A 22731-nucleotide genomic window follows, 5' to 3' on the forward strand; every position below is an offset into this window, starting at 1 on the left:
GGTAGTTTTGACCCATGCGCACTCTCGTTGTCGACCACCCGCTGGTCGCCCATAAACTCACCGTTCTGCGGGACAAGAACACCCCGTCCCCGGTCTTCCGCCAGCTCACCGAGGAGCTCGTCACGCTCCTGGCCTATGAGGCAACCCGGGACGTCCGCACCGAGCCGGTGACCATCGAGACGCCGGTCAGCACCACCGTCGGCACGGCTTTCACCAAGCCCACCCCGCTGGTGGTTCCGATCCTGCGCGCCGGTCTCGGCATGCTGGAGGGCATGACCAAGCTGGTGCCCACCGCCGAGGTAGGCTTCCTGGGCATGGCCCGGGACGAAGAGACCCTTGACATCATCACCTACGCCGAGCGCCTCCCGGAGAACCTGACAGACCGGCAGATCTTCGTCCTGGACCCGATGCTCGCCACCGGCGGCACCCTGCGCGAGGCGATCAAGTTCCTCTTCAAGCGCGGCGCCTCGGACGTCACCTGCATCTGCCTGCTGGCCGCCCCGGAGGGCCTGGCCAAGCTGGAAGAAGAGCTCTCGGACGCCAACGTGACCATCGTGCTGGCCTCCATCGACGAGAAGCTCAATGAAAAGTCGTACATTGTGCCCGGGCTGGGCGACGCCGGAGACCGCCTGTACGGCATCGCGGTCTAGCCGCCGGCGTGCACCGCTGCCCCTCGCGGGTAGGGCGGTTGAAACGTCCCCGCGGTCAAGGGTTCCGGCGTAAGGCGTCCGGGACTAGCCTGTGCCCATGGACTGGAAACTTGAACTCGTGTTTGTCCCCGTGTCGGATGTGGACCGGGCCAAGGACTTCTATGTGAACAAGGTCGGCTTCAACGCCGACTACGACGAACGGCCCACGCCAGGCATCCGTTTCGTCCAGCTGACCCCGCCGGGTTCCGGGTGCTCGATCGCGATCGGCGAGGGCCTCAACGACGCCCCGCCCGGCACCGCCCCCGGCCTGCAGCTGGTCGTCAGCGACATCCAGGCGGCGCACCAGCAACTCAAGGACAACGGTGTGGACGTCAGCGACATCGATGTCCAGGACTGGGGGCATTTCGTCTACTTCGCCGATCCCGACGGTAACAAATGGGGGGTGCAGTACATCCCCAACCGTCCGAACGGCTAGCGCGGCGGCGCGGTTCCGTAGCGCGGCCCGTATTCCGAAGGCGGCGCGGCGGCAGGCGCACGCGGCAGGCGCACGTGAGGCCCCGGATCCCAAGATCCGGGGCCTCACTCATGGCTTGCAGCCTCGGCCGCGCTTAGTACCAGTTGTTCGCGTAGTGGAAGTTCAGGGCGCCGCACGGTGAACCGTAGCGGTCCTGCACGTACTGCAGTCCCCAGTTGATCTGGGTCCGGTAGTTGGTCCGGTAATCGGCGCCGGCGCTGGCCATCTTTTCGGCGGGCAGCGACTGGACCACGCCGTAAGCGCCGCTGCTGGCGTTGGTAGCCGTGGTCTTCCAGTCGGACTCCCTGGTCCACAACTTCATCAGGCACTGCATCTCGCTCGGGGCCCAGCCGTGGGCGGGCAGCTGAGAGGCGGCGTAGGCCTGCGCACCGGCGGGGTCGTCAATGGCGACCGGCTTCGCGGGAGCAGGCGCCTTGGCAGCCGGAGCCGGCGCCTTGGCCGCCGGGGCCTTGGCGGGCTTGATTTTGGAGGCCTGGGCCTCCACGCTCATCGGGGCGGGCGAGGTGGGCGTGTTGCTGCCGACGCGTTCGAAGTCCAGGGTCTGCAGGGACGCGGCAGTGTCTTTCGACGCTTCGGCCGTATGCGCGGCAGTGCCGGAGGCCTGGCCCGCGGCCCCTGCCCCCAGCAGGACGGCGAAAGCGGTGGCTACGACGGCGGCGCGCTTGCCATTGGTCCGGGCACGGGGCCGGGACGGGCTCGAAGTGTGCTTCGCCGGCTCGGCGCGGTGGCGCGCGCGCTCGGCGTCGGACGTGCGTTTAGCGCCTTCTGGGCGCGTGGGTGCCTTGATTTCAGTCATGTTCGCCTCTCAACGCCTACGGAGTTAGCTGTCGGGTTCGGATGCGAAATCCGGCCGCACGGAATCTCGACGTGGCGGCTTAACCCCAAGGGTGCATGGATGCAGAATGCCCGGGAACTCTGGGTTCCCCGTCTCTGCCTGGTCCATGGGAATCCGGGTAGCGGCAGAGTTTGGCGTCAGCCCGGACACGCGGCCAGATCGATGGCCGCACCCTAAAACGGTACCGGACTTTCAATCAGATGTCACATTTAGGTAACGGCTGGCCCCTGCTGCGGAGCGGCGTCTTGCCTTCACGGCCGCCGCGTGGGTGCCCGTTTCGACGGTTCCGTGCCCGCTCGACGCCGGTAAGCATCGAGCGGGCACGGAACCGTCGAAACGGCGCGCCGGAGACGGAGGCAAGCGGGGGAGAGGAGCCTACTTCGCCAGCGTGTACACGGTGGCGTTCCCCACGGTCTGGGCCTGGTAGTTGGCCGCGACCCAGCTGGCGACCTCGGAGTTGCCGCCGCGGCCCCCGCCCGGGCCGCCCGTGCCGCCGGAGATGAAGTAGCCGATCTCGCCGCGGTCCACCATCGCTTGGAACTGCGCGAGCGTGGGGTACGGGTCGCCGCCGTTCCAGCCGCCCAGCGCGATCACATTGGTGCCGGTGGCGAGTTCCAGGCTGGCGGCCTGGGTGGCGCCGGAGACAATCCCGGACCATTTGGCGCCGGAGGACTTCAGCAACGCTGTCAGCTCAGCCGACGCCGTATCCGTGCCGGGTCCGCCGGGACCGCCGGCGGCCGCGCCGCTGGAACCGGCGATCCCGCCGTCCGGCCTGCCGGCCGCCCCGAAGCCGCCGCCCATCGCGGACGCGGTGGGCCCGGAGGTGGGGATTGACCCCGAATGCGGCTGGGCCGCCGTCGCCAGCGTCCAGGCGGTGGTCCCGAGCCCGCCGGCCAGAAGCGAAAGGACCACGACGCCGGCCGCAGCGGCTTTGCGGAGCCGGGCCGGGAGCGCCGCCAGGCTGTCCACCCGGAGCAGCAGCGCCGCGGCGGCCAGCACGCCCAGGACGACGGCGGTCACCCGGAGCCCGGGCAGCCATGCCGGGTCGCGGCCCAGGAGCACGGCGGACCAGACCGAGGCAGCCAACACCGTCACGGCCAGGACCATCCGAGCGGGCCAGTGGGTCCGGCCGCGCCACAGTTCCGCCGAGCCGATGCCCACCAGGGCCGCGACGGCGGGGGCCAGTGCCACGGCATAGTACGGATGCACGGTGCCGCTCATGAAGCTGAAGATGCCTGCCGTGATCAGCAGCCAGCCGCCCCAGAGCAGGAGCGCGGCACGGGTGGCGGAGGTCCGGGCCTCGCGCCGGGTGAACCACAAACCTGCCACCAGCAGAACCAGGGCCGCCGGCAACAGCCAGGACACTTCGCCGCCGAAACTGGTCCCGAACATCCGGGTGATCCCGGCCGCGCCGCCGAAGCCCACGTTGCCGTTTCCGCCCGGGCCGCCGGCATTTCCGAAAGCATTTCCACCGGGCATCCCGCCGCCGGACCCGGTGATCCGGCCCAGGCCGTTGTAGCCGAAGGTGAGTTCCAGGAAGCTGTTGGTCTCCGACCCCGCCATGTACGGCCGGGCCGAGGCGGGAGTGAGCTGGAACAGCGCCAGGTAGCTGCCGGCCACGACGGCGATCCCCGCCGCGGCGGCGAGGAGGTGCAGGAGCCGGCGGCCGAGGGTGGTGGGTGCCGCCCACAGGTAGGCCAGGGCCAGCCCGGGCACTATCAGGAAGCCCTGCAGCATCTTGGTCAGGAACGCCAGGCCGATTACCGCGCCGGCTGCGGCGAGCCATTTCCAGCTGGCCTTTTCGATGGCGCGGGTGGTGAGGTAGGCGGCCAGCACCAGGCACAGGGTGAGCATGGCGTCGGGGTTGTTGAAGCGGAACATCAGGGCTGCCACTGGGGTCAGCGCCAGGGCACCGCCGGCCAGCAGGCCCGCCGCGGAACCGGACACGCGTTTGACGGTCAGGTACAGAAGTCCGACGGCGGCCACCCCCATGAGCGCCTGGGGAATGAGCATGCTCAGTGCCGAGAAACCGAAGATCCGCCCGGCGAGGGCCGGGATCCAGAGCGCGGCCGGTGGCTTGTCCACCGTGATGGCGTTGCCCGCGTCGAGGGAGCCGAACAGCAGCGCGGTCCAGTCCTTGGTGCCGGCCTGGATCGCTGCGGCGTAGAAGGAATTGGCGTAGCCGGTGGCTTCCAGGTTCCACAGGTACAACACTGCGGTGAAGACCAGCAGCAGGGCCGCCGAGGGCCGCACCCACCGCCGCTGTGGTCCGAACAGCAGGCGTGCCCGGCGGTCCTGCGCGGCGGCCGGTCGAGGAACTGCCGGGCGGGTCGCCGTCGTCGAGGGTGCGGGCGCCGATGCGGGCGTGCTGCCGGCCGGGCCGCCGGTGGCGGGGTCGAGGGTTGCGGTCATTTACTTGGCCGTTTCTGTGTGGGGGAGGGCTGAGTCGTTGGCGGCGGACGCCGGAGCATAGGGTACGGCGCCGGGGGCCGGAGGAATGGGGCGCCCCGACGGCGGAAGACCACGTGCCGGAACAGCAGGAATTTGATGGCGGTGGCGGCCAGGTTGGCGGCGGTCACTGTGACCAGTTCCAGCCAGCGGTCAGGGGTTCCGCCGGACGTGCCGTGGACGAAGGCGAGCGCACCGGAGGTCAGGGCCAGCCCGATCCCGAATACCAGCAGCCCCTCGAAATGGTGGCGGGCCGCCTGGCTGCTGCCTTGGATGCCGAAGGTGAAGCGCCGGTTCGCCGCGGTGTTGGCCACCGCGGTAGTGAGCAAGGCGAGGAAGTTGGCCAGCTGCGGGTCCATGATTCCCCGGCAGAGCACGAAGATCAGCAAGTACGCGAGGGTCGAAGCCACCCCGATGCTGCCGAAGCGCACGAGCTGGCCGAAGAGGCTTCCGCCGGGGCTTTGTTCCTGGGCCCGGGACGAAGCCGGCAGCGGTCCGCGGGCCAGGGCGGAGCGGAGTTCGGGAACCGGGATCCGGCCCGAGAGCAGGTCCCGGCTCAGCCGGGCCATGCCGCGCAGGTCCGCGATGGCCGTCTGGACGATGTCCACGCTGGAGTCCGGGTCGTCGGTCCAATCGACCGGGACTTCGTGGACGCGCAGGCCGCACCTCTCGGCGAGTACCAGCAGCTCGGTGTCGAAGAACCAGGCGTTGTCCAGCGTGTGCGGGAGAAGCTGCCGGGCCACGTCCGCCCGGATGGCCTTGAAGCCGCACTGGGCGTCGCTGAAGTGGGCGCCCAGGCACGACTGCAGCAGCAGGTTGTAGCTGCGCGAGATGAATTCCCGTTTGGGTCCGCGGACCACACGCGAGTTGTGGGTCAGCCGGGTCCCGATCGCGAGGTCCGAGTGCCCCGAAATGAGCGGGGCCAGCAGGGGGCCGAGCGCCGCCAGGTCGGTGGACAGGTCCACGTCCATGTACGCCAGGAGCTGCGACGGCGAGGCAAGCCACACCTTGCGCAGCGCATTCCCGCGGCCTTTTTCGGCCATGTGGACGACGTTGATCTCCCGGAGCTCACGGGCGACGCGTTCCGCCGTCTGGAGTGTTCCGTCGGTGCTGGCGTTGTCCGCCACCGTGATCCGAAAGGAATGCGGGAAGCAGCCGACAAGGTAGGCGTGCAGCCGGCGTAGGCACGCTTCGAGGTCACGTTCCTCGTTGAACACCGGAATGGTGATATCCAGCACCGGTGTGGTGGTGCGGGTGTCGATGGCTGAACGCAGGCTCCCGGGGCCGGTGAACGCCGGGGTCAACGGGCCCGGCCCGGGCGGCGCGGCCGGCCCGGGCGGCGCGGCCGGGCCGGGCGGCGTCGCCGTGGAGTGGGGCTGTGGTCCTGGGGCCTGGTCTGTGAACGTCATGGCTCAACTTTCCCGGCGCCCCATATGAGGGCTTTAGGGTCAAGCTGTGCGGGGGCTGTGGAAGTGAGGACCGGCGCCGCCGTGCCGGCGTCCGGACCAGAGCGGCGGCCCGCTACGCCAGCGGAGGCGCCGCGGGCAGCCGGACGGCGAACTCTGTCCGGCCCGGCCGGGACGTGACCTCGACGGTCCCGCCGTGCGCCTCCACAATTGACTGCACAATCGACAAGCCCAGGCCGCTGGTGCCCTCGGAAGCCGCGGCCGCTGTCGCGACCGCCGACGTGCCCTCACGGCTTCGCACCGGACGGGCCGCGGGACCGGCGGCCGGGTTGGTGCGCGCGGCGTCGGCCCGGGCGAACCGGGCGAAGACCCGGCCGAGGAATTCGGGAGCGATGCCGCTGCCGTTGTCCGTCACGGTGACCACGGCGCTGCCGTCAGCCGAACGCGTGACGCCCGTGACCACCTTCGTCCCGGGGGCCGTGTGTTTGCGGGCATTGGACAGGAGGTTGGCGAGGACCTGGTGAAGCTGGGTCGCGTCCCCGCGCACCACCACGGGTTCGTCCGGGAGCTCCAGCTGCCAGAGGCGGTCGGGTGCCATGACTTTCTCGTCGCTCACCGTTTCGACGGCCAGCTGGGTGAGGTCGACGTCGGTGACCTTGAGCGGCTGCCCCTCGTCCAGCCGCGCCAGCAGCAGCAGGTCCTCCACCAGGGTGGTCATCCGCTCGGACTGGCTTTGGACGCGGGCTAGTGACTTCTCGCCGTCGGGCGTGAAATGCTCGGTCATCCGCATCAGCTCCGTGTAGCCGCGGATCGCGGTGAGCGGGGTGCGGAGCTCGTGCGAGGCATCGGCGACAAACTGCCGCACCTTCATCTCGCTCTCCTGCCGCGCCTCGAGGGCGTTGGAGACGTTGTCCAGCATCTGGTTCAGCGCGTAGCCCACGCTGCCCACCTCGGTTCCCGGATGGGCAGCCGACGCCGGGACCCGCACGCCCAGGGCCACCTCGCCGGCGTCCAGCGGCAAACGCGAGACCTTGGTGGCCACCTCGGAGAGCTGTTCCAGCGGCTTCATGGTCCGCCGGATGAGAGCGGTGCCGGCGAGGCCGATCAGCACGAGGCCGCCCGCCGATACCACCCCCAGGGTCCAGACGAGCGAGGCCAGCGTGTTCTGCTTTTCGTCCAGTGGGAGGCCGGTGACGATCACGTCGCCATAGGGTGCGCGCACAGCCGTCAGTCGGTAGTCGCCGGCCGAGAGGGTCCGGTCCACGGGCACGCCGTTCGGGGTCAGGGCCAGGAGGACGGCGTTGTCATCGGAGGACAGGCTCTTTCTGGTGGCGTCCCCGGCCAGGAAGCCTGCGCTGGCCACCGTGCCGGCCAGCAGCCGGGCGTTGAGCGTCCCGATGCCCTGACCCCGGGCTTCGAGCGGGTCGGGGCGCCTTCCCGCATCGTCCGGGGAGGGCCTGCCGAACTCGCTCGACCGGTGGGATGCCTGCTCCAGCTGGGTGTCGAGCTGCCGGGTGAGGAAAGCGTCCATGGAGGCGTAGCTGAAGACTCCCACGGCGCCGCAGATGGCCACGAGCAGCGCCATCGCGACGAGGACCAGCCGGGTACGCAAATGCCACGTGGCCGGGTTGCGCCAGTCGCGCCCGGGTACGGGTGTCACGCCGGAAAGAGCGGGCACGGATCAGTCCGCCGGTTTCAGCACGTAGCCGGCGCCGCGCACCGTGTGGATCATCGGTGCGCGGTTGGCGTCGATCTTCTTGCGGAGGTAGGAAATGTAGAGTTCCACGATGTTCGCCTGGCCGCCGAAATCGTAGTCCCAGACCCGGTCCAGGATCTGGGCCTTGCTGATGACCCGTTTGGGGTTTTCCATGAGGTAGCGCAGCAGCTCGAACTGGGTGGCGGTCAGATGGATATCCTCACCGGCCCGGGTAACGTCCCGGGTGTCGACGTTGAGCACCAGGTCACCCACCACGAGTTCGGCGGTGTCCATGGCGGCCACCCCGGAGCGCTGGACCAGTCGGTGGAGCCGGAGCAGCACCTCTTCCATACTGAAGGGCTTCGTGACGTAGTCATCGCCGCCGGCCGCCAGCCCGGTAATGCGGTCCTGGACGGCGTCTTTGGCCGTGAGGAACAGCGCGGGAACTTCCGGCGCGAACGCGCGGATCCGGCTGAGCAGTTCGACGCCGTCGAACCCGGGGAGCATCACGTCCAGCACGAGCACGTCGGGGCGGAAATCCTTGGCAAGCTTGACCGCTCCGGGGCCATCCGCCGCCACAGCCACGGACCAGCCAGCCATCCGGAGCCCCATGCTCATGAGCTCCGACAGGCTGGGCTCATCGTCCACCACCAGCGCGCGGATGGGCGAGCCGTCGGGATGCGTGAGCTGGGGCAGGTTATTGGTCGTGGAGTGCGAAGTGGCCATGGGACGACTCTCCGATCTGCCGTTGAGGCGCGGCTTTGGGGACCCTGTGCGGCACCTGTGAATCTCAGACTACCGAGCTGGAAGCCGCCCCGGGAGCGGGAGGCCTGGTTCGGTACGGCTGCCGACCGGACGCCCGGTCCCGCTGAAAGGTCACAGGCGCGGCTGTTGGCCCGCACAGCCCCGGCACAGGACCGCTTACCACGCTGGGGTGGACACAAATCCGCACCCCGACAGGAGAAACACCATGAGCGGTCAGCAGCCCGAATCCGGTTCCCGCCCGATCCCCGAACCCGTCTCCGACGCCCCCACCCCGGCGGCGCCCGCGCCCGTCACCACGCCCTATGCCGCCGCGCAGCCTGCCGCCGGGCAGCCGGCGGCCTCGCCGGCGGAAGCCGGACAGCCCGCTGACGGTGGGGCCCCCGGCTGGGGTGCGCCGGCCGCCCCGGGCTGGGGTGCGCCGTCGGCCGCAGCCCGGCAGACCTCGGCGGGGAAGCCGCGGACCCTCAAGCGGGGACTCGCCGTCGCGGGCGCGGCTGTTGTGCTGGCAGCCGGCGCCGGCGTCGGCGTGTATGCCCTCAGCTCAAGTTCGGCGGAGGCCAGCGGGACCGGGGTCGGGGCAGCCGGCGGGCCCGGCAGCGCCAGCCAAGGCTCCGTCCCGGGGATGCCGGACGCCCCGCAAGGAGGGTTCGCGGGAGGCGGAATGTCCGGGCAGGGCGGTCACGACGACTTCGCAGCGGGCATGGGCGGCCTGGCCGGCGGGCTGTCCGCAGCTGTGCACGCCGAATACGTTGTGCTGAACGGAAGCGAGTACACCGCCATGGCCGAGCAGCTGGGAACAGTGAGCCAGGTCAGCGCGTCCTCCGTCACGGTCAAGAGCAGTGACGGGTTCGCCCGCAGCTATGCCCTCGGCAGCAACCTGGTGGTGAGCAACATGGAACAGCGGCGCCAGCAGGCCGGCGGCACAGGCTCCCAGATGAGCGTTGCGGACATTGTCGCCGGCGGGACCGTGCGGGTCGTCGCCGCGAAGAACGGATCCGGTTACACGGCCTCGTCGGTCCAGATTGTGGCGGCCACCGCCACCGGCCAGACCGACTGACTTCCGCAAACTTCCGCACCGGGCACGCTGCCGGGCCACGCGGCCCGGCAGCGTGCCCACTCCGTGGACTACTGGCGGCGGCGGAACTCTTCCGGAGGGATTCCGCCATTGATGTGTACAGTGAACGTTTTCCGGCCTGAGGGCCACGCTGGCGAAGAATCTTCGGCAAGGAGCGCCAAAAAGCCGTTCGTTCGGCAAAACACATATTGATTCGCCTGCTTATCAAAATTGTGATTTACACTACAATCGCCATTTTCGTCTCACGATGCGGACTTTGGAGTCCATTGTTACTTGCTAGTTCTTATTGTTACGTTGCACACTTCAATTGTGAACAAGAACTCAACAGCACCTGCAGCCGCAGCTTCCTGGATCAGCGCACCAGCTGGTACTGAGATGCCCTGTTGTCGAATGCACGCCTAACTTCTACACCCCAGAACGTTTCTAGGCATTCGCCCCCAGCCCAGCGTCGGGCGCCCCTCCCCAGTTCTCATTGCGGGGAAATTAGCATTCGAGCCGCGATGACGGCCATTCACATTGAGGTAAGCATTCCATGTCAGTTGCATCCGGATACGTCCACATCTCCGTCCGTAACGCCAACAAGGCCGGCCAGAACGGCCTCCGCCAGGGCTTCGGCGGCCGTCCGAGCTTCCCCGCCGGATCCGGCAACAGCTTCCCCGCCCCCGGCTATGCCGCGCAGGGCTACAACCCCAGCTCCTACGGCCAGCTCCGCGCCGTCCCCGCCGCCGAGCCGGCCCCGGCCACCGCACCGACCCCGGTGATCGCCTCCGGCAACGGCAGCCCGGTCCGCCCCGTGCCCAACGACAACGTGGCCCGCGGCTTCGTGCTCTACATGGGTATTGACGAGGAGACTGCAGCCGCTGCCGGCACCTCGATTGCCAAGCTGGCCCAGGAAATCCGCGCCTACGCCCAGTCGCTTGTGGCCGGCGCCGAAAGCTATGCCGCCGTCGCCGTCGCCCCGGCGTCCGCGCCGGGGTCCGCCCTCGACGTCGTCCGGTCCACCTTCGGCGATCCCACCGCCGGTGCCCGCCAGCGCGCCGAGAACGCCCGGCTGCAGCAGCCCCAGGACCCGCGCCCGTCCGGCGTGCTGATCGACCTCGCCCGCCGCGAAGTGGCGCTCGACGGCGAATCGCTGAACCTCACGTTCAAGGAATTCGAGCTGCTCAACTACCTCGTGGAGAACGGCACCCGCACCGTGGGCCGCGACGAACTCCTTGAGGGCCTGTGGCGCAATGCCGAAGAGGTCCCCAACGAGCGGACCATCGACGTGCACATCCGCCGGCTGCGCTCCAAGCTTGGCCGCCTGGCCAATACCGTGCGGACGGTGCGCGGCCAGGGCTACCGGTTCTACGAGCACCCCGAAGTCGTAGTCTGGGCCGCTCCGGAATACTCCATCTAGCCTTAGCTTCACGCAAAGCGCCCGCCCCTCCTTTGGGGCGGGCGCTTCCGCTTTCGCGGCACGATAGTCACGCGCGCCCGACGGCATTTTGCCGTGCCTTAGACACCTCCCTCGTTCCTCGGTCGGCGATGCGGCACTACGCAAAACGCCGCCGTCCGCGCTGTCGGGATGCGCCGCTGCGCTGCAGCGCCCTCGCAACACGAACTGACATTCCGGAGCACGGATCGACGGAGTATGTGCCTCCGCGGGGTTTGGACTCTGTTGCGTTTGGGGGCTTCGGCGTAGTCTCGGTCCCGTCGATCCGACTATTGGGAGGAAACATGTCCGTTGCACGTATTACTACCCTGAGTTCCAACTCCAAAACCTCGTTTGACGCCGCCATCAAGGAAGGCGTCGACCGGGCCAACAAGACCTTGCGGAATGTCACCGGGGCATGGGTCAAGGAGCAGAAAGTTGAAATCAGCGACGGCGCCGTCGTGGCCTGGCATGTGGTGCTGGAAGTGACCTTCGTCCTGGACGACTGACAGGTCGCCCGCTGTGGAGCGCGCTCGTGGCCAAGCCGGCCGCACTAGGATTGAGCCATGAGCGCGCATCACATCAAACGTCTGGTGCTCATGCGGCACGCCAAGGCGGACTGGCCGGGCGGCGTCGCCGACCACGAGCGGCCGCTCGAAGAGCGCGGGCACCGGGAAGCGCCGCTGGCCGGGAAGTGGCTCCTTAAACACGGCGTGGTCCCCGACTTCATCCTCTGCTCCAGCGCCCTGCGGACGCGGCAGACCTGCACCTGGGTGTGCAGCGAACTGGGGGACAAGGCCCCGACGCCGAAACTCGAGGACGGCCTTTACGGCGCCTCGGCCCTGCGCATGTTGGCGGTTATTAACCATGTCCCGGACACCGTCACGACGCTCATGGTGATCTCGCACATGCCCGGCGTGCAGGACCTGGCCATGCATCTGGCCTCCCGGGACTCCAACCATGACGCCTACATGGACGCGGCCACGCGCTATCCCACCAGCGGCCTGACGGTCTTCGAGACTGAGAAGTCCTGGGCAGAGCTGGACGGCCAGGACGCACGGCTGACCCACTTCAAGGTGCCCCGCGCGAAGTAGCAGGCCAGTGCGCCGGCCAGCCGATGGTCAGCACTCTCATTGTGTTGTTTACTGATGCTGTTATTGCTTTTACTGCCGGTGTTTTCTTAGCGACCGAGGGAAAAGGTGGATCAACGTGGATTCAGGACAGCTCGTAGGGATCATCGTCGGCATCGTAGTGGTGCTCGCGATCATCGCCGTGGCAATGTATCTCAGCCGCAAGCGCAAGACGGAGGCTGACCGGAACCGGGCCGCCGAGATGCGCGAAAAAGCGGAGGCCGACCAGCTGGCTGCGAGGGACCATGAGGCCAAAGCGGCGCGGGCGGAAGCCGACGCAAAGGCCGCCGAAGTCGAAGCCGAGCGCCTCCGCATGCAGGCCCGCGGCACACAGCAGGAGGCAGACACCGTCCGTGCCGGTGCCGAGGAACAGCTCCGCCGGGCCGACGACGTCGACCCGGATGTAGTAACGACCGAACGCGGCGATGCCCAGTCCCAGGAGACACGCACCCACGATGCCCAACCGCACGAGGAACTTCACCCGCACGAGGAACTGCGCCGGGACCGGGGCGAGCGCGATCGCACGGCAGGAACCGGCGACGCCGCAGGGTTCCGCGAGGAAACGGTGGCGGAGCGCCGCGACACCGAGGACCCGCACGGCGAACGGCCGCGCAATCTCTGAGGCGCGGCAACGGCGACGGCCGCGGGTGCGATGACCCCTCGACATTCCGGGCTTGCCCTGCTCGTCGCCGTCTTGTGGGGCGTCAACTTCGTTGCCATTGACCTTGGCCTGCACCCCGACGGCGCGCAGATGCCGCCGCTGCTGTTCGTGGCCATGCGCTTCGCTCTCGTGGTGTTTCCCTGCATCTTCTTCATCCGCAAGCCGGACGTCAGCTGGAACGCCATCATCGGCGTCGGGCTGCTGATGAGCGCAGGCCAGTTCGGCCTGCTCTACCTAGCCATGGCCCTCGGCATGCCCGCGGGCCTGGCCTCGCTCGTGCTTCAGGCCCAGGTCCTGCTGACGGTCCTGCTGGCGGCGGGAATCCTGGCCGAACGGCCAACCCGGAGGCAACTCGCCGGCGTCGTGCTGGGGATTGCCGGGCTCGCCGTGGTGGCCGTAGGCCGCAGCCTCGTGGCCCCGCTGCTGCCCCTGCTGATCGTGCTGGCCGCGGCCCTGTCCTGGGCCGGGGGCAATATCGTGGCGCGGAAGGCGAAGGCCGCCTCCGGGCTCGGGCTGGTGGTGTGGTCCGGCGCGGTGGTGCCGTTGCCGCTAACCGGACTCTCGCTGCTGGTGGACGGGCCGGCGGCGGTGTCGGATGCCCTGGTGCAGCTGCAGCCGGTGACGATGCTCAGCGCGCTCTACACTGCCGTGTTCGGTTCCCTCGTAGGGTATGGCATCTGGAACCGCCTGCTGGGGCTCTACCCGTCCTCCGCCGTCGTTCCCTTCACCCTGCTGGTCCCGGTGGTCGGCATGACAACGGCCTGGCTGGTGCTGGCCGAGGTGCCCTCGGCGGCGGAAGTTGCCGGCGGACTGCTGCTCCTGGCCGGCGTGGCGATCGCCGTGCTGCGGGGTGGTCAGCGCCGGGTGGGGGCTTTGGCGGCGGGGCGGGCCGGGGCCTTGACCGCCGGTTTCGCCGGCGCCTTGGCAGCCGGCTTGGACCCCGACGACGCCGCCGGTGACGCCGGCCGCTTGGCGGCCGGCGTGGCGGAACGTGGCGCCGAAGCCCGCGGAGCGGCGGAGCGCGGAGTTGCGGGCCGTGCCGCGGAGGCGCGCGGCGTCGCGGACCGTGGCATCGACGCGCGGGCGGCAGGGCGGGCAGCGGGTCTGCGGGGCGCCGCCCCACTGGACGCCGAAGCCGGGCGCCGGGAGGCGTAAGGGGCGCGGGGTGCGGGTCGGCGGCCGGGCAGGACGGTGCCGGCGAGCAACAGGACCAGCGTGAGCGCTCCGGCGGCTGCCGAGAGGTAGAAGTACAGGTCCGGATGCTCGGTATCAACGTTGGTGGACAACGCGTTCGGATCCGGGTTGAAGGCCAGCCCCCACTGGCGCAGGAACGCGATGCCAAACGCGATGAAGAGGATGCTGCCGACGCCGCTTGCCAGCAGTGTCTTGTACCGGCGTCGGACCAGCACCTCGGCCACGGACGCCACATAGGCGACGGCGGAGGCGGCGAGGAACCAGAGCCCCACCGTTTCGTGCAGGGTGACGCCGGTGAGGGCCAGCAAGGCCAGAGCGGCAAGGGATGCTCCGATGGCAGTCTTGCCGCTGTTACCCATGTGGTGCATGTGACTAATCATCCCCGAGTGTGACTACTTCACAACGTAGCCACGCATGATCGCCATGATTGCGGCGACACTTTGCGCCCGGGTGCGTTCGGGGTTGTAGGTCTGCCGGTCCAGCCCCACGACAAAGCATGCCCCGAAGATGGCCGTCTCCAGGCTGCCGCGGGACAGCGCGGGATCCACCGGGTACTTGGCGGCCACGGCCTCCATCGCGGCGCCAATCACCCCGAGCAGCCGGCCGCGGAGCTCGGTGAAGGTGTCCTGCCACTCGCTGGGCGTCCGCCAGTTCTCGCTGACCCACAGCCGGGCGAAGGAGGGGTATTCGGCCATGAAGTCCATCGCCTGGCCGATCATCTCGTCCATCGCCTCCAGCGGGTCCGCGGACCCGTCCTTGACGCTCAGCAGCCGTGCCATCAGGATGTCCACACCGTGCCGCAGCAGTTGGGCGATCAGATCCGACTTGCTGCCAAAGTTGTAGTACACCGTGCCCTTGGAGACCCCCGCGGCCGCGGCGATTTCGTCGACCGTCACGCCGGCGGCCCCGCGCTCGCCGATCAGCTCCATCGACGCCTCGAACAGCTTCTGCTTGGTGGCGTTGGTGCGTCCGGGCCGCAGCTTCTTCCCTGCGTCGGCGGCGGTCGCCACGTCCACGCGGGGCTTGGTGCTCATACGGCGATCTCCGGCTTCAGGGTCTTGAGGGTCCAGAACTTGTGTTTCCGGACGGCGACGGCGGACATGGCCAGTCCCAGCAAAGTGTAGCCAACCAGGCCCAGCATGGTGGGCAGGATGCTGGCCAGATCGGCTCCGTAGATCAGGTGCCGCATGCCATTGACGACATAGCCCATTGGCAGCAGCTGGTGCACCACGTGCAGCGGCTCCGGTGTGGTCTGCCAGGGGAAGGTGCCGCCGGAGGAGACCAGCTGCAGGACCAGCAGGATCAGCACCACCAGCTTGCCGGGCGAGCCGAGAAGCGCCACCACACCCTGGATGATCGCACTGAAGGCCATGGCAGCCGCCAGCATCAGGACCCACATCAGCACGGGATGGGCGGGGTCGAGGCCCAGCCCCACATCCACCACGAGGGTCAGCAGGCTGGCCTGGACCGCGGCAACCGCCAGGAACGGCAGCCAGCCCCCGACGGCGATCTTCCACGTCGGAGCGTTGGACGCCAGGGCGCGCTGGGTGACCGGCCGCATGGCCTGGATCAACATGAAGACACCGATCCACAGGGCCAGGGTCAGGAAGAACGGAGCCAGTCCGGCCCCATAGGAACCCGCCTTGGCCTGCGAGACGTTGCTGACGGCCACGGGGTCCGCCATGACCTTGGCGAGGCTGTCCTTCTTTGCATCGTTCGGGTTGGGTACCTTGCCCGCGCCCTTGGCCAATTCGGTTGCGAGGGTCCCGGCGCCGTCGGACGCTTTCGCCGAACCGCTCTCGAGCCGCGCTGCGCCGTCGTCGAGCTGCTGGGCGCCCTGGGCGAGCTTTTCCGCGCCGGCCAGGGCGTTTTGCTGACCGGCGGCGAGTTCCGCGGTGCCGCCGGCGAGCTGATCCGCCCCGGCGGAGGCCTTCCCGACGGCGTCGCTGAGGGCCGGGGCCGCCCCCGCCAGCTGCGCGGCACCCGCGCTGACTGCGGCGGAACCGTCCGCCAGTTGCTGCACCTGGGCCGCCGCGCCCTGGAAAGCGCCCGCCGCTCCGGAAGGCGCCGGCGCGGTGTTGGCGTCGTAGTCGGCCAGGATGGCATCGGCCTGGGCCTGGGTAATGACGCCGGCGGCGACCAGGCGGCCATTGGAGGCCACGACCCGGCTGCGCTGTGCCTGCGCCGCGGACTGTTCCGCGGACGCGAGCTGGCCCGCCATGCCCTGCAGCTTCGTGTTCAGGGCGGCGTTTCCGGCGGCCACCTGGGCGGCGCCGTCGGCCAGCCGCTGCGTATCCGCGGGCAGCGTGGATGTCTTGCTGTTGAGCTCGCGCAGGCCGCCGGCGAGCTGCCCGGCCCCGGCGTTCAGGGTGTTGGCCCCGTCGAGGAGTTTGCGCTGCCCGGCCACCAGTTCGCCGGTCCCGTTCCTGAGGGAGGAGGTGCCCTGGTGCAGGCTGGCCGCGCCGTCGTGCAGCGAAGACACCCCGCCGGCGAGGTCCCGGGCGCCGTCGGCGGCCTTGAGCATCTGGGAGTGGATGGTCCCGAAGCCGGTGAGAAGCTGGTTGGCGGTCTCCTGGCCCACTTCTTTCGCCACGGTCGAGTGGACGGCGGTGGTGAGCTTGTCCACAATCGTGCCGAGCAGGTAGTTGTTGGCGTCGTTGGTGGTGACGTTCAGCATGGCCTGATTGGCGGCGTCGAAGCTTCCCGGCGAGACCAGGTTCGCGGAGAAGTCCCGGGGGATCTTGAGCGCGAACGCGTACTGGCCGCTGCTCACGCCCTGGTCCGCTGCCTCCGCGCTGGAGACGGTCTGCCAGTTGAAGACGTGGCCCTCGACGAGGCTGTCGGCGACCTTCCGGCCGGCCTCCAGCCGGGTGCCGTCGGCGGAGCTGGCGCCGGTGTCCTCCACCACCAGGGCGGCGTCGATCTGGTTCAGCTTGCCGTAGGGATCCCAGTTGGCGTAGAGGTACACCGCCCCGTAGAGCAGCGGCACCAGGGTCAGCGCCAGGATGGTCAGCTTCGGCAGCAGGCCGCCGGTCATGCGCTTGAGTTCGGAACGGGCCAGCCGCAGCACGGTCATCGGGCATCCTCGGTTTCGCGGTCGTGGTGGACATCCGCCGTTTCCGGCGCGGGGACGGCGTTGCCGATCTCCGCGACTGGACCGGTCCAGTCCGGCGGGACACTGCCGATGGTGGCGACGACGGCGAGCGGACGGCCGCCGTCGTACGCCAGCTCCTGAAGCCGCGGCAGCCAGTCGGCCGGATCGCCGCTGTGGCGGTCCGGGGAATCGACCACCAGCAGGTCGGTGTGCGGATTGGCCAGGGCCAGCGCCGTGAGCAGCTCGAGACGGCGGTCGGCGGGCAGCTCCTCGGCCCAGCGCCCGGCGATGTCCTCGAAGCGGTTGACCTTAAGCCACGGCGTGCTGAGCAGCGCGCCGCGGTAGCGGCGGGGGATCAGGGCGAGGTCCTCGGTGACCAGGTCGCGCACGCTCAGGTGCTGCTCCGGCTCGTTCACCCCGGGGGCGTCGACGACGGCGCTCGCCTGCCGCAGCTGCTTGATCCGGCCGCCGCCGTCCCACTCGAGGGTGCCGGCCGAGGGCTTCATCCGGCCGCTCAAGGTCAGAGCCAGGGCGGTGCGCTGGTCCTGGCGTTGGCCGGTGACGAGCAGGAGTTCACCCCGGGCCGCCTGCAGCGAGGTGGGCGGGAGCAGGTAGTCCCGCCGGCCCTTCACGTGAAGCTGTTGAACGCAGAGCAAGGAAAGCCTTTCGCAGAAATGATCTACTCCAAGGCTAACTAAACTGACCGGTCAGTTCAAATAGATGTGGGCGAACAGACACTTGGGGCCCCGGAACCGACGGTTCCGGGGCCCCAAGTGTCTGTTCGCGCTTAGAGGCCGTACTCCTCGAGCAGCCGCAGCCACACCTCGCTGATCGTGGGATAGGACGGGACGGCGTGCCAGAGCCGGTCCAGCGGGACTTCGCCGACGACGGCGATGGTCGCCGCGTGCAACAGCTCGGCAACATCCGGCCCGGCGAAGGTGGCGCCCAGCAGCACTTTGCGGTCCTCATCGACCACCAGCTGGGCCCAGCCCTTGTAATGCTCGGAATGCAGCGAGGAGCCGGCCACCTGGATGGGGAGCTGCACGGAGGTGGCCCGGTAGCCGTCCCTCTCGGCCTGTTCCAGGCTGCGCCCGACATTTGCCAGCTCGGGGTCGGTGAAGACCACATTGGGGACGGCGTGCTCGTCCGCGGTGTGGGCGTAGCGGCTCCACGGGGCCGGCTCGCCGGTGAGCGTGCCCTTGGCGCGGGCGGCAATCGCGTCGCCGGTGGCCCGCGCCCCGTATTTGCCCTGGTGGGTGAGCAGGACCTTGCCTGCGGCGTCGCCGACGGCGTAGAGCCACGGGCTACTGTCGTTGCCGTCGGCTCCCCGGACGAGCCCGCTCGCGTCCGTCTCGAGCCGCGGGGCCTTCCCGTCGTCGGCGGACAGGCCCACGCTCTCCAACCCGATGCCCTCCACGGCGGGGTGCCTGCCGGTGGCTACCAGGAGCTTGTCCACCGTGACGCTGCCGCCGCCCTCGAGCGCCAGGGTCAGGGACCCGTCGTCGTTCTCATGGACGCCTTGGGTGCCGGTGCGGAGGTGGAGTTCGACGCCGTCGGCGCGCAGCCCCGCCTGGACCAGCTCGGCCGCCGGGGCCGGAAAAGCTCCCAGCAGCCCGCCGCGGGCCACGACCGTCACGGTCGACCCGAGCCGGGCGAAGGCCTGGGCGAGCTCCGTGCCGGCCACGCCGCCGCCGAGCACACCGAGCCGCGCCGGGATCTCGTGCGCGGAGGTGGCCTCCCGGGTGGTCCAGAAGTCGACTTCCTCGAGGCCTTCGATGGGCGGGATGGTGGGGCGCGACCCGGTGGCCAGCACGATGGCGTGGCGCGCCACGAGCTTGTAGCTGTTGCCGTCCACGCCGGCCACCTCCGCCCGGCGGGCCCCGGTGATCCAGCCGTGGCCGCGGAGCAACTCGATCCCGGTGTCCTCGACCCATTTGACCTGGCTGTCGTCCTGCCAGTTGGAAGTGAAGTAGTCCCGCCGCTTCAGCACGGCCGCGGCGTCGAGCACCCTGGTGACCGCCTCCCCGGCGCCCGGCACGGTCTGGGCGCCATGGAGTGCGGTGCCGGGCCGGAGCAACGCCTTCGATGGCATGCAGGCCCAGTACGAACACTCGCCGCCCACCAGCTCCGCCTCCACCAGGACGGCCGTCAATCCGCCCCGGACCACGCGCTCGGCCACGTTCTCGCCCACCGCGCCTGCCCCGATCACGATGACATCGAATTCACGCTCAAAGTGTGCCGTCATGGCAACAGCCTAACCCCGCCGGGAGGGGCTTTGACGGGACACTGGGCAGGAGGTGGGACGTCCGCTACCCTGAGGATCACCTTTGGGGAGGAGTCCAGCCGTGTGCGCAGCCAATTCGGACGCGGGCGACGCCGGGCCGCCGCGCCGGTTGGGCGCGCAGGCCCGGCTGCGCGCCCTGCAGGCCGACATCATCGAGCTGATCCTCGAGCGGGAGCTGGAACCCGGCGACCCGCTGCCCACCGAAAACGAACTCGCGGCGCTGCTGGGGATCGGCCGGAACACGCTGCGGGAGACGCTGAAGGTGCTCCAGGTCCTGGGCGTGATCGAGATCCGGCACGGCTTCGGCATGTTCGTGGCCGCGAGCAACTTCGAGGCTCTGGTTGGCGGGCTCAGCTTCCGGGCGCGGATGTCGCTGCGGCACCGGGGGCGGGAGGCGCTCGAGCTGATCGAGGCGCGGCGGCTGCTGGAGTCGGGGCTGATCGGCGTGTCCATGGCGCGCATGACGGCGGACCACCTGGCGGGACTCGAGGCGGCGGTGCTGCGGATGGAAGAGCTGGCCGGGTCCGGGGAACACTTTGTCGAAGCCGACGCCGATTTCCATCGCAAACTGTTCGAGCCGCTGGGCAATGAGCTGCTGCTGGGCCTGGTGGACGCGTTCCAGGCGGTCTACCGCCGGATCCAGCTGGAACTGGGCGGCGACGCCCGGCCGGCCGCCGGCGAGGTCGAACCTGCCGGAGCCGACACCGCCGACGTTGGCACCGCCGACGTCGGCACTGCCGCGGGGGCTGCGCTGCACCGGGTCATCTACGAGGCTGTGGCGGCGGGCGACGCCGTCCTCGCCGCGGAACGGCTGGGCAGCCACTTTGACGGGATACGCCGGCGTATCGCGGCTGCCGTGGGGGAGTAAGTCGCCGGGCCGTGGCCCGTTTTCCGCTACCGTTTGAGACCGGTGCGGCCCGGATCGGACCTGCCTCTGTCCGGAACCGCCGCGGATTTCTGAAACAAGCCGGGAAAGCAAAAAAGATCCGCACCGGCGGACCGGTGCGGATCTTTTCTATCTGTGCGCCCAAAGGGATTCGAACCCCTGACCTTCTGTTCCGTAGACAGACGCTCTATCCAGCTGAGCTATGGGCGCATTCTCGGCTCTTCGGGAACTTCTCGCTCCCCGAACCTCGAATTACTTTACGCGAGAGGGGCCCAGAGTTCCAAATCGAGAGCCATGTAATCTGCCCGACTAGACCGGTCTACGTGACCTTGATCACAAAAAGATCAGCGCTCGGAGATACTAAACCTTGATTTTCCGGGGATTTTGGATCTCGGCTCCATCGTCAACCCGTATTTGGGCCTGAAACTGAATCACCCGCGAGACCTAGCATTTAGGACACACCACTGAACCCGAGGAAGGGAACCGTAATGGGCGATCTGGCGCGACTGCCGCTGCTTGAGAAAGCACCCACCACACATGCTGGACTGCTGGCATGGGTTGAAGAGGTTGCTGAACTGACCCAGCCGGACCGGATCCACTGGGTTGATGGCTCGGAAGAAGAGAACACCCGGCTCACGGACGAGCTCGTGGCGGCCGGCACCCTGACCCGGCTGAATGAGAAGCTGTTCCCGAATTCCTTCGCGGCATTCTCAGATCCCGCCGACGTCGCCCGCGTCGAGGAGCAGACCTTCATCTGTTCCGAGAACGAACGCGATGCGGGCTTCACCAACAACTGGATGGCTCCGGCGGAGATGAAGGAGAAGCTGCGCGGCCTGTTCAGCGGCTCCATGCGCGGCCGCACCATGTACGTCATCCCCTTCGTCATGGGCCACCTCGACGCCGAGGACCCGAAGTTCGGCGTGGAGATCACGGACAGCGCCTACGTTGTCGCCTCCATGCGCATCATGGCCACGATCGGCACCGACGTGCTGAACAAGATCACCGCCACCAACGCCTTCTTCGTCCCGGCCCTGCACTCCCTGGGCGCCCCCCTGGCCCCGGGGCAGGCTGACGTCGCCTGGCCGTGCAACCCGGACAAGTGGATCGTGCACTTCCCGGAGGAGCGTTCCATCTGGTCCTTCGGCTCCGGTTACGGCGGCAACGCCCTGCTCGGCAAGAAGTGCTACGCCCTGCGCATCGCATCGGTCATGGCCCGCGACGAGGGCTGGCTGGCCGAGCACATGCTCATCCTCAAGCTGACTTCGCCGGAGAAGAAGAACTACTACATCTCCGCGGCGTTCCCCTCCGCCTGCGGCAAGACCAACCTCGCCCTGCTTGACCCCACGATCGAGGGCTGGGATGTCGAAACCCTCGGCGATGACATCACCTGGATGCGGATCGGCAAGGAAGGCGAACTGCGCGCCACCAACCCCGAGGCCGGCCTGTTCGGCGTCGCCCCGGGCACCGGCTGGGGCACCAACCCCAACGCCATGCGTGCCATCGCCAAGGGCCACAGCATCTTCACGAACGTTGCCCTCACGGACGACGGCGGCGTGTGGTGGGAAGGCATGACCGACGAGGTCCCCGCGCACCTGACCGACTGGCAGGGCAACGACTGGACCCCGGCGTCGGACCAGCCTGCCGCGCACCCGAACTCCCGCTTCTGCACCCCGATTTCCCAGGTCGACATGCTGGCCGAGGAGTACTACAGCCCGGAGGGTGTGGAGCTCTCCGCGATCCTCTTCGGCGGCCGGCGCAAGACCACGGTGCCGCTGGCGACCCAGGCCCGCAGCTGGACCAACGGGATCTTCATGGGCTCGACGCTCTCCTCGGAGACCACGGCCGCCGCGGCCGGACAGGTCGGTGTGCTTCGCCGCGACCCGATGGCCATGCTGCCGTTCATCGGCTACGACGCCGGCGACTACCTGAAGCACTGGATCAGCGTCTCCGGCAAGGCCAACCCGGAGCGGCTGCCGCACATTTTCCTGGTGAACTGGTTCCGCCGCACGGCTGACGGCGGTTTCGCGTGGCCCGGCTTCGGCGACAATGCCCGTGTCCTCAAGTGGGCCATTGAGCGCATCGAGGGCAAGGCCGACGCGGTGGAGACTCCGATCGGCTTCGTTCCGACCGGCCATTCGCTGGACCTCACCGGCCTGGACCTGACCCACGCCCACGTCGAGGACGCCGTCCGCGTGGACCGCGAGGAATGGGACGCCGAGCTGGCCTCCATCGAGGAGTGGTACGCAAAGTTTGGCGACTCGCTGCCGGACGCGCTGCGCGCCGAGCTCGACTCGCTCAAGGAACGGATGTCCGCGCACTAGCAGGCGGTTGATCCAACGACGGCGGCCCCGCACCTTGGATAAGGTGCGGGGCCGCCGTCGTTCCCTCATCGATTGCTCCCCACCGGTTCCCTAGCCTCACAAGTTCGGCTGGGGAACCCTCCCGGCGTGGCCCCACCGCGGATGCCCTTTTGAGGCCTCAGAACGGCCGCTGCGGAGCAGCCGATGAGTCATGGCGGGGCCGGCGGCTGCCGGGACCAAGGCCCCTAGCCTGTAGTCGGGAGCGGCCGTAGGCTCGTCGCATTCATCAGCCGGGCCTGACGCTGACTGCCAGGGATGCGGGGAACATCCCGGGCGCGCGGCGGCGTGCCCTCCGCCT

The 22731-nt window shown here is 69.0% G+C and carries 18 protein-coding genes, 1 tRNA gene, 1 pseudogene and 1 riboswitch; of the genes and pseudogenes, 10 read left to right on the forward strand and 10 right to left on the reverse strand.

The features are described from left to right. Positions 1–14 precede the first annotated feature (14 nt). Together upp and AC1DBD_RS15760 are read left to right on the forward strand one after the other, a co-directional pair. Positions 15–650, forward strand: a complete 636-nt coding sequence (gene upp, locus AC1DBD_RS15755; protein ID WP_441418994.1) for a uracil phosphoribosyltransferase — start codon at positions 15–17, stop codon at positions 648–650. A 97-nt stretch (positions 651–747) separates the two neighbouring features. Next, a complete protein-coding gene (locus AC1DBD_RS15760; RefSeq protein ID WP_441418995.1) occupies positions 748–1125 on the forward strand; it encodes a VOC family protein in 378 nt (125 codons plus the stop codon). A gap of 133 nt (positions 1126–1258) precedes the next feature. On the opposite strand, the gene AC1DBD_RS15765 is transcribed toward AC1DBD_RS15760, so the two are convergent. From AC1DBD_RS15765 to AC1DBD_RS15785, 5 genes are all read right to left on the reverse strand, one after another. Beyond that, positions 1259–1981, reverse strand: a complete 723-nt coding sequence (locus tag AC1DBD_RS15765) for an aggregation-promoting factor C-terminal-like domain-containing protein (protein WP_476909022.1) — start codon at positions 1979–1981, stop codon at positions 1259–1261. Then, a riboswitch (cyclic di-AMP (ydaO/yuaA leader) is annotated at positions 1980–2160 on the reverse strand. It overlaps the preceding gene by 2 nt. A 235-nt stretch (positions 2161–2395) precedes the next feature. Next, positions 2396–4432 carry a glycosyltransferase family 39 protein gene (locus AC1DBD_RS15770; RefSeq protein ID WP_476982471.1) on the reverse strand — a complete coding sequence of 679 codons (2037 nt, stop codon included), beginning with the start codon at positions 4430–4432 and terminating at the stop codon, positions 2396–2398. Then, complete coding sequence (locus AC1DBD_RS15775) at positions 4429–5877, reverse strand: bifunctional glycosyltransferase family 2/GtrA family protein (protein WP_476982472.1); 1449 nt, start codon at positions 5875–5877, stop codon at positions 4429–4431. The genes AC1DBD_RS15770 and AC1DBD_RS15775 overlap by 4 nt, the downstream gene beginning before the upstream one ends. 112 nt (positions 5878–5989) lie before the next feature. Beyond that, positions 5990–7534, reverse strand: a complete 1545-nt coding sequence (locus AC1DBD_RS15780; RefSeq protein ID WP_476892825.1) for a HAMP domain-containing sensor histidine kinase — start codon at positions 7532–7534, stop codon at positions 5990–5992. Between the two features lie 21 nt (positions 7535–7555). Further along, the gene (locus AC1DBD_RS15785; protein WP_441418999.1) at positions 7556–8296 is read right to left on the reverse strand and encodes a response regulator transcription factor; all 741 of its coding nucleotides are present in this window, start codon (positions 8294–8296) and stop codon (positions 7556–7558) included. Between the two features lie 244 nt (positions 8297–8540). Between AC1DBD_RS15785 and AC1DBD_RS15790 the strand changes: the two genes are divergently transcribed. The 6 genes and pseudogenes from AC1DBD_RS15790 to AC1DBD_RS15815 all read left to right on the forward strand — a co-directional run. Further along, positions 8541–9392 carry a hypothetical protein gene (locus AC1DBD_RS15790; RefSeq protein ID WP_476982473.1) on the forward strand — a complete coding sequence of 284 codons (852 nt, stop codon included), beginning with the start codon at positions 8541–8543 and terminating at the stop codon, positions 9390–9392. A gap of 550 nt (positions 9393–9942) precedes the next feature. Then, complete coding sequence (locus AC1DBD_RS15795; protein WP_441419001.1) at positions 9943–10809, forward strand: winged helix-turn-helix domain-containing protein; 867 nt, start codon at positions 9943–9945, stop codon at positions 10807–10809. A 320-nt stretch (positions 10810–11129) separates the two neighbouring features. Then, positions 11130–11333 carry a dodecin family protein gene (locus tag AC1DBD_RS15800; RefSeq protein WP_146335814.1) on the forward strand — a complete coding sequence of 68 codons (204 nt, stop codon included), beginning with the start codon at positions 11130–11132 and terminating at the stop codon, positions 11331–11333. Between the two features lie 57 nt (positions 11334–11390). After that, positions 11391–11918 carry a SixA phosphatase family protein gene (locus tag AC1DBD_RS15805; protein WP_138767460.1) on the forward strand — a complete coding sequence of 176 codons (528 nt, stop codon included), beginning with the start codon at positions 11391–11393 and terminating at the stop codon, positions 11916–11918. 115 nt (positions 11919–12033) lie between these two features. After that, positions 12034–12576 (forward strand): hypothetical protein, encoded by a 543-nt coding sequence (locus AC1DBD_RS15810; protein WP_476982474.1) that lies wholly within the window; start codon positions 12034–12036, stop codon positions 12574–12576. Between the two features lie 30 nt (positions 12577–12606). Continuing rightward, positions 12607–13480: pseudogene (locus AC1DBD_RS15815) on the forward strand (EamA family transporter); the annotation flags it as partial. A gap of 721 nt (positions 13481–14201) precedes the next feature. On the opposite strand, the gene AC1DBD_RS15820 reads toward AC1DBD_RS15815, so the two are convergent. The 4 genes from AC1DBD_RS15820 to AC1DBD_RS15835 form a co-directional block, all read right to left on the reverse strand. Next, positions 14202–14843: a TetR/AcrR family transcriptional regulator gene (locus AC1DBD_RS15820; protein WP_476982475.1), complete on the reverse strand. Its 642-nt coding sequence runs from the start codon at positions 14841–14843 to the stop codon at positions 14202–14204. After that, positions 14840–16885 (reverse strand): YhgE/Pip family protein, encoded by a 2046-nt coding sequence (locus tag AC1DBD_RS15825; protein ID WP_476982476.1) that lies wholly within the window; start codon positions 16883–16885, stop codon positions 14840–14842. The genes AC1DBD_RS15820 and AC1DBD_RS15825 overlap by 4 nt, the downstream gene beginning before the upstream one ends. After that, complete coding sequence (locus AC1DBD_RS15830) at positions 16882–17559, reverse strand: ABC transporter ATP-binding protein (RefSeq protein ID WP_476982477.1); 678 nt, start codon at positions 17557–17559, stop codon at positions 16882–16884. Before AC1DBD_RS15830 ends, AC1DBD_RS15825 begins: the two co-directional genes overlap by 4 nt. Before the next feature lie 131 nt (positions 17560–17690). Beyond that, the gene (locus AC1DBD_RS15835) at positions 17691–19148 is read right to left on the reverse strand and encodes a dihydrolipoyl dehydrogenase family protein (protein ID WP_476982478.1); all 1458 of its coding nucleotides are present in this window, start codon (positions 19146–19148) and stop codon (positions 17691–17693) included. Positions 19149–19248: 100 nt separating this feature from the next. Here AC1DBD_RS15835 and AC1DBD_RS15840 point away from each other — a divergent pair, with 100 nt between their 5' ends. After that, the gene (locus AC1DBD_RS15840) at positions 19249–20055 is read left to right on the forward strand and encodes a FadR/GntR family transcriptional regulator (RefSeq protein WP_476982479.1); all 807 of its coding nucleotides are present in this window, start codon (positions 19249–19251) and stop codon (positions 20053–20055) included. 154 nt (positions 20056–20209) lie between these two features. Here the strand turns inward: AC1DBD_RS15840 and AC1DBD_RS15845 are convergent. Continuing rightward, a tRNA-Arg gene (locus AC1DBD_RS15845) sits at positions 20210–20283 on the reverse strand. Positions 20284–20561: 278 nt separating this feature from the next. Here AC1DBD_RS15845 and AC1DBD_RS15850 point away from each other — a divergent pair. After that, positions 20562–22394: a phosphoenolpyruvate carboxykinase (GTP) gene (locus AC1DBD_RS15850; protein WP_476982480.1), complete on the forward strand. Its 1833-nt coding sequence runs from the start codon at positions 20562–20564 to the stop codon at positions 22392–22394. The last annotated feature ends 337 nt before the right edge of the window (positions 22395–22731 follow it).

The sequence above is a fragment of the Arthrobacter sp. 10T419 genome (assembly GCF_056394105.1).

Coding starts and splice junctions, on each gene's coding strand:
- AC1DBD_RS15805 (WP_138767460.1), top strand. CDS start 11,391: ATGAGCGCGCATCACATCAAACGTCTGGTGCTCATGCGGCACGCCAAG.
- AC1DBD_RS15795 (WP_441419001.1), top strand. CDS start 9,943: ATGTCAGTTGCATCCGGATACGTCCACATCTCCGTCCGTAACGCCAAC.
- AC1DBD_RS15800 (WP_146335814.1), top strand. CDS start 11,130: ATGTCCGTTGCACGTATTACTACCCTGAGTTCCAACTCCAAAACCTCG.
- AC1DBD_RS15835 (WP_476982478.1), bottom strand. CDS start 19,148: ATGACGGCACACTTTGAGCGTGAATTCGATGTCATCGTGATCGGGGCA.
- upp (WP_441418994.1), top strand. CDS start 15: ATGCGCACTCTCGTTGTCGACCACCCGCTGGTCGCCCATAAACTCACC.
- AC1DBD_RS15825 (WP_476982476.1), bottom strand. CDS start 16,885: ATGACCGTGCTGCGGCTGGCCCGTTCCGAACTCAAGCGCATGACCGGC.
- AC1DBD_RS15775 (WP_476982472.1), bottom strand. CDS start 5,877: ATGACGTTCACAGACCAGGCCCCAGGACCACAGCCCCACTCCACGGCG.
- AC1DBD_RS15790 (WP_476982473.1), top strand. CDS start 8,541: ATGAGCGGTCAGCAGCCCGAATCCGGTTCCCGCCCGATCCCCGAACCC.
- AC1DBD_RS15760 (WP_441418995.1), top strand. CDS start 748: ATGGACTGGAAACTTGAACTCGTGTTTGTCCCCGTGTCGGATGTGGAC.
- AC1DBD_RS15820 (WP_476982475.1), bottom strand. CDS start 14,843: ATGAGCACCAAGCCCCGCGTGGACGTGGCGACCGCCGCCGACGCAGGG.
- AC1DBD_RS15770 (WP_476982471.1), bottom strand. CDS start 4,432: ATGACCGCAACCCTCGACCCCGCCACCGGCGGCCCGGCCGGCAGCACG.
- AC1DBD_RS15850 (WP_476982480.1), top strand. CDS start 20,562: ATGGGCGATCTGGCGCGACTGCCGCTGCTTGAGAAAGCACCCACCACA.
- AC1DBD_RS15765 (WP_476909022.1), bottom strand. CDS start 1,981: ATGACTGAAATCAAGGCACCCACGCGCCCAGAAGGCGCTAAACGCACG.
- AC1DBD_RS15785 (WP_441418999.1), bottom strand. CDS start 8,296: ATGGCCACTTCGCACTCCACGACCAATAACCTGCCCCAGCTCACGCAT.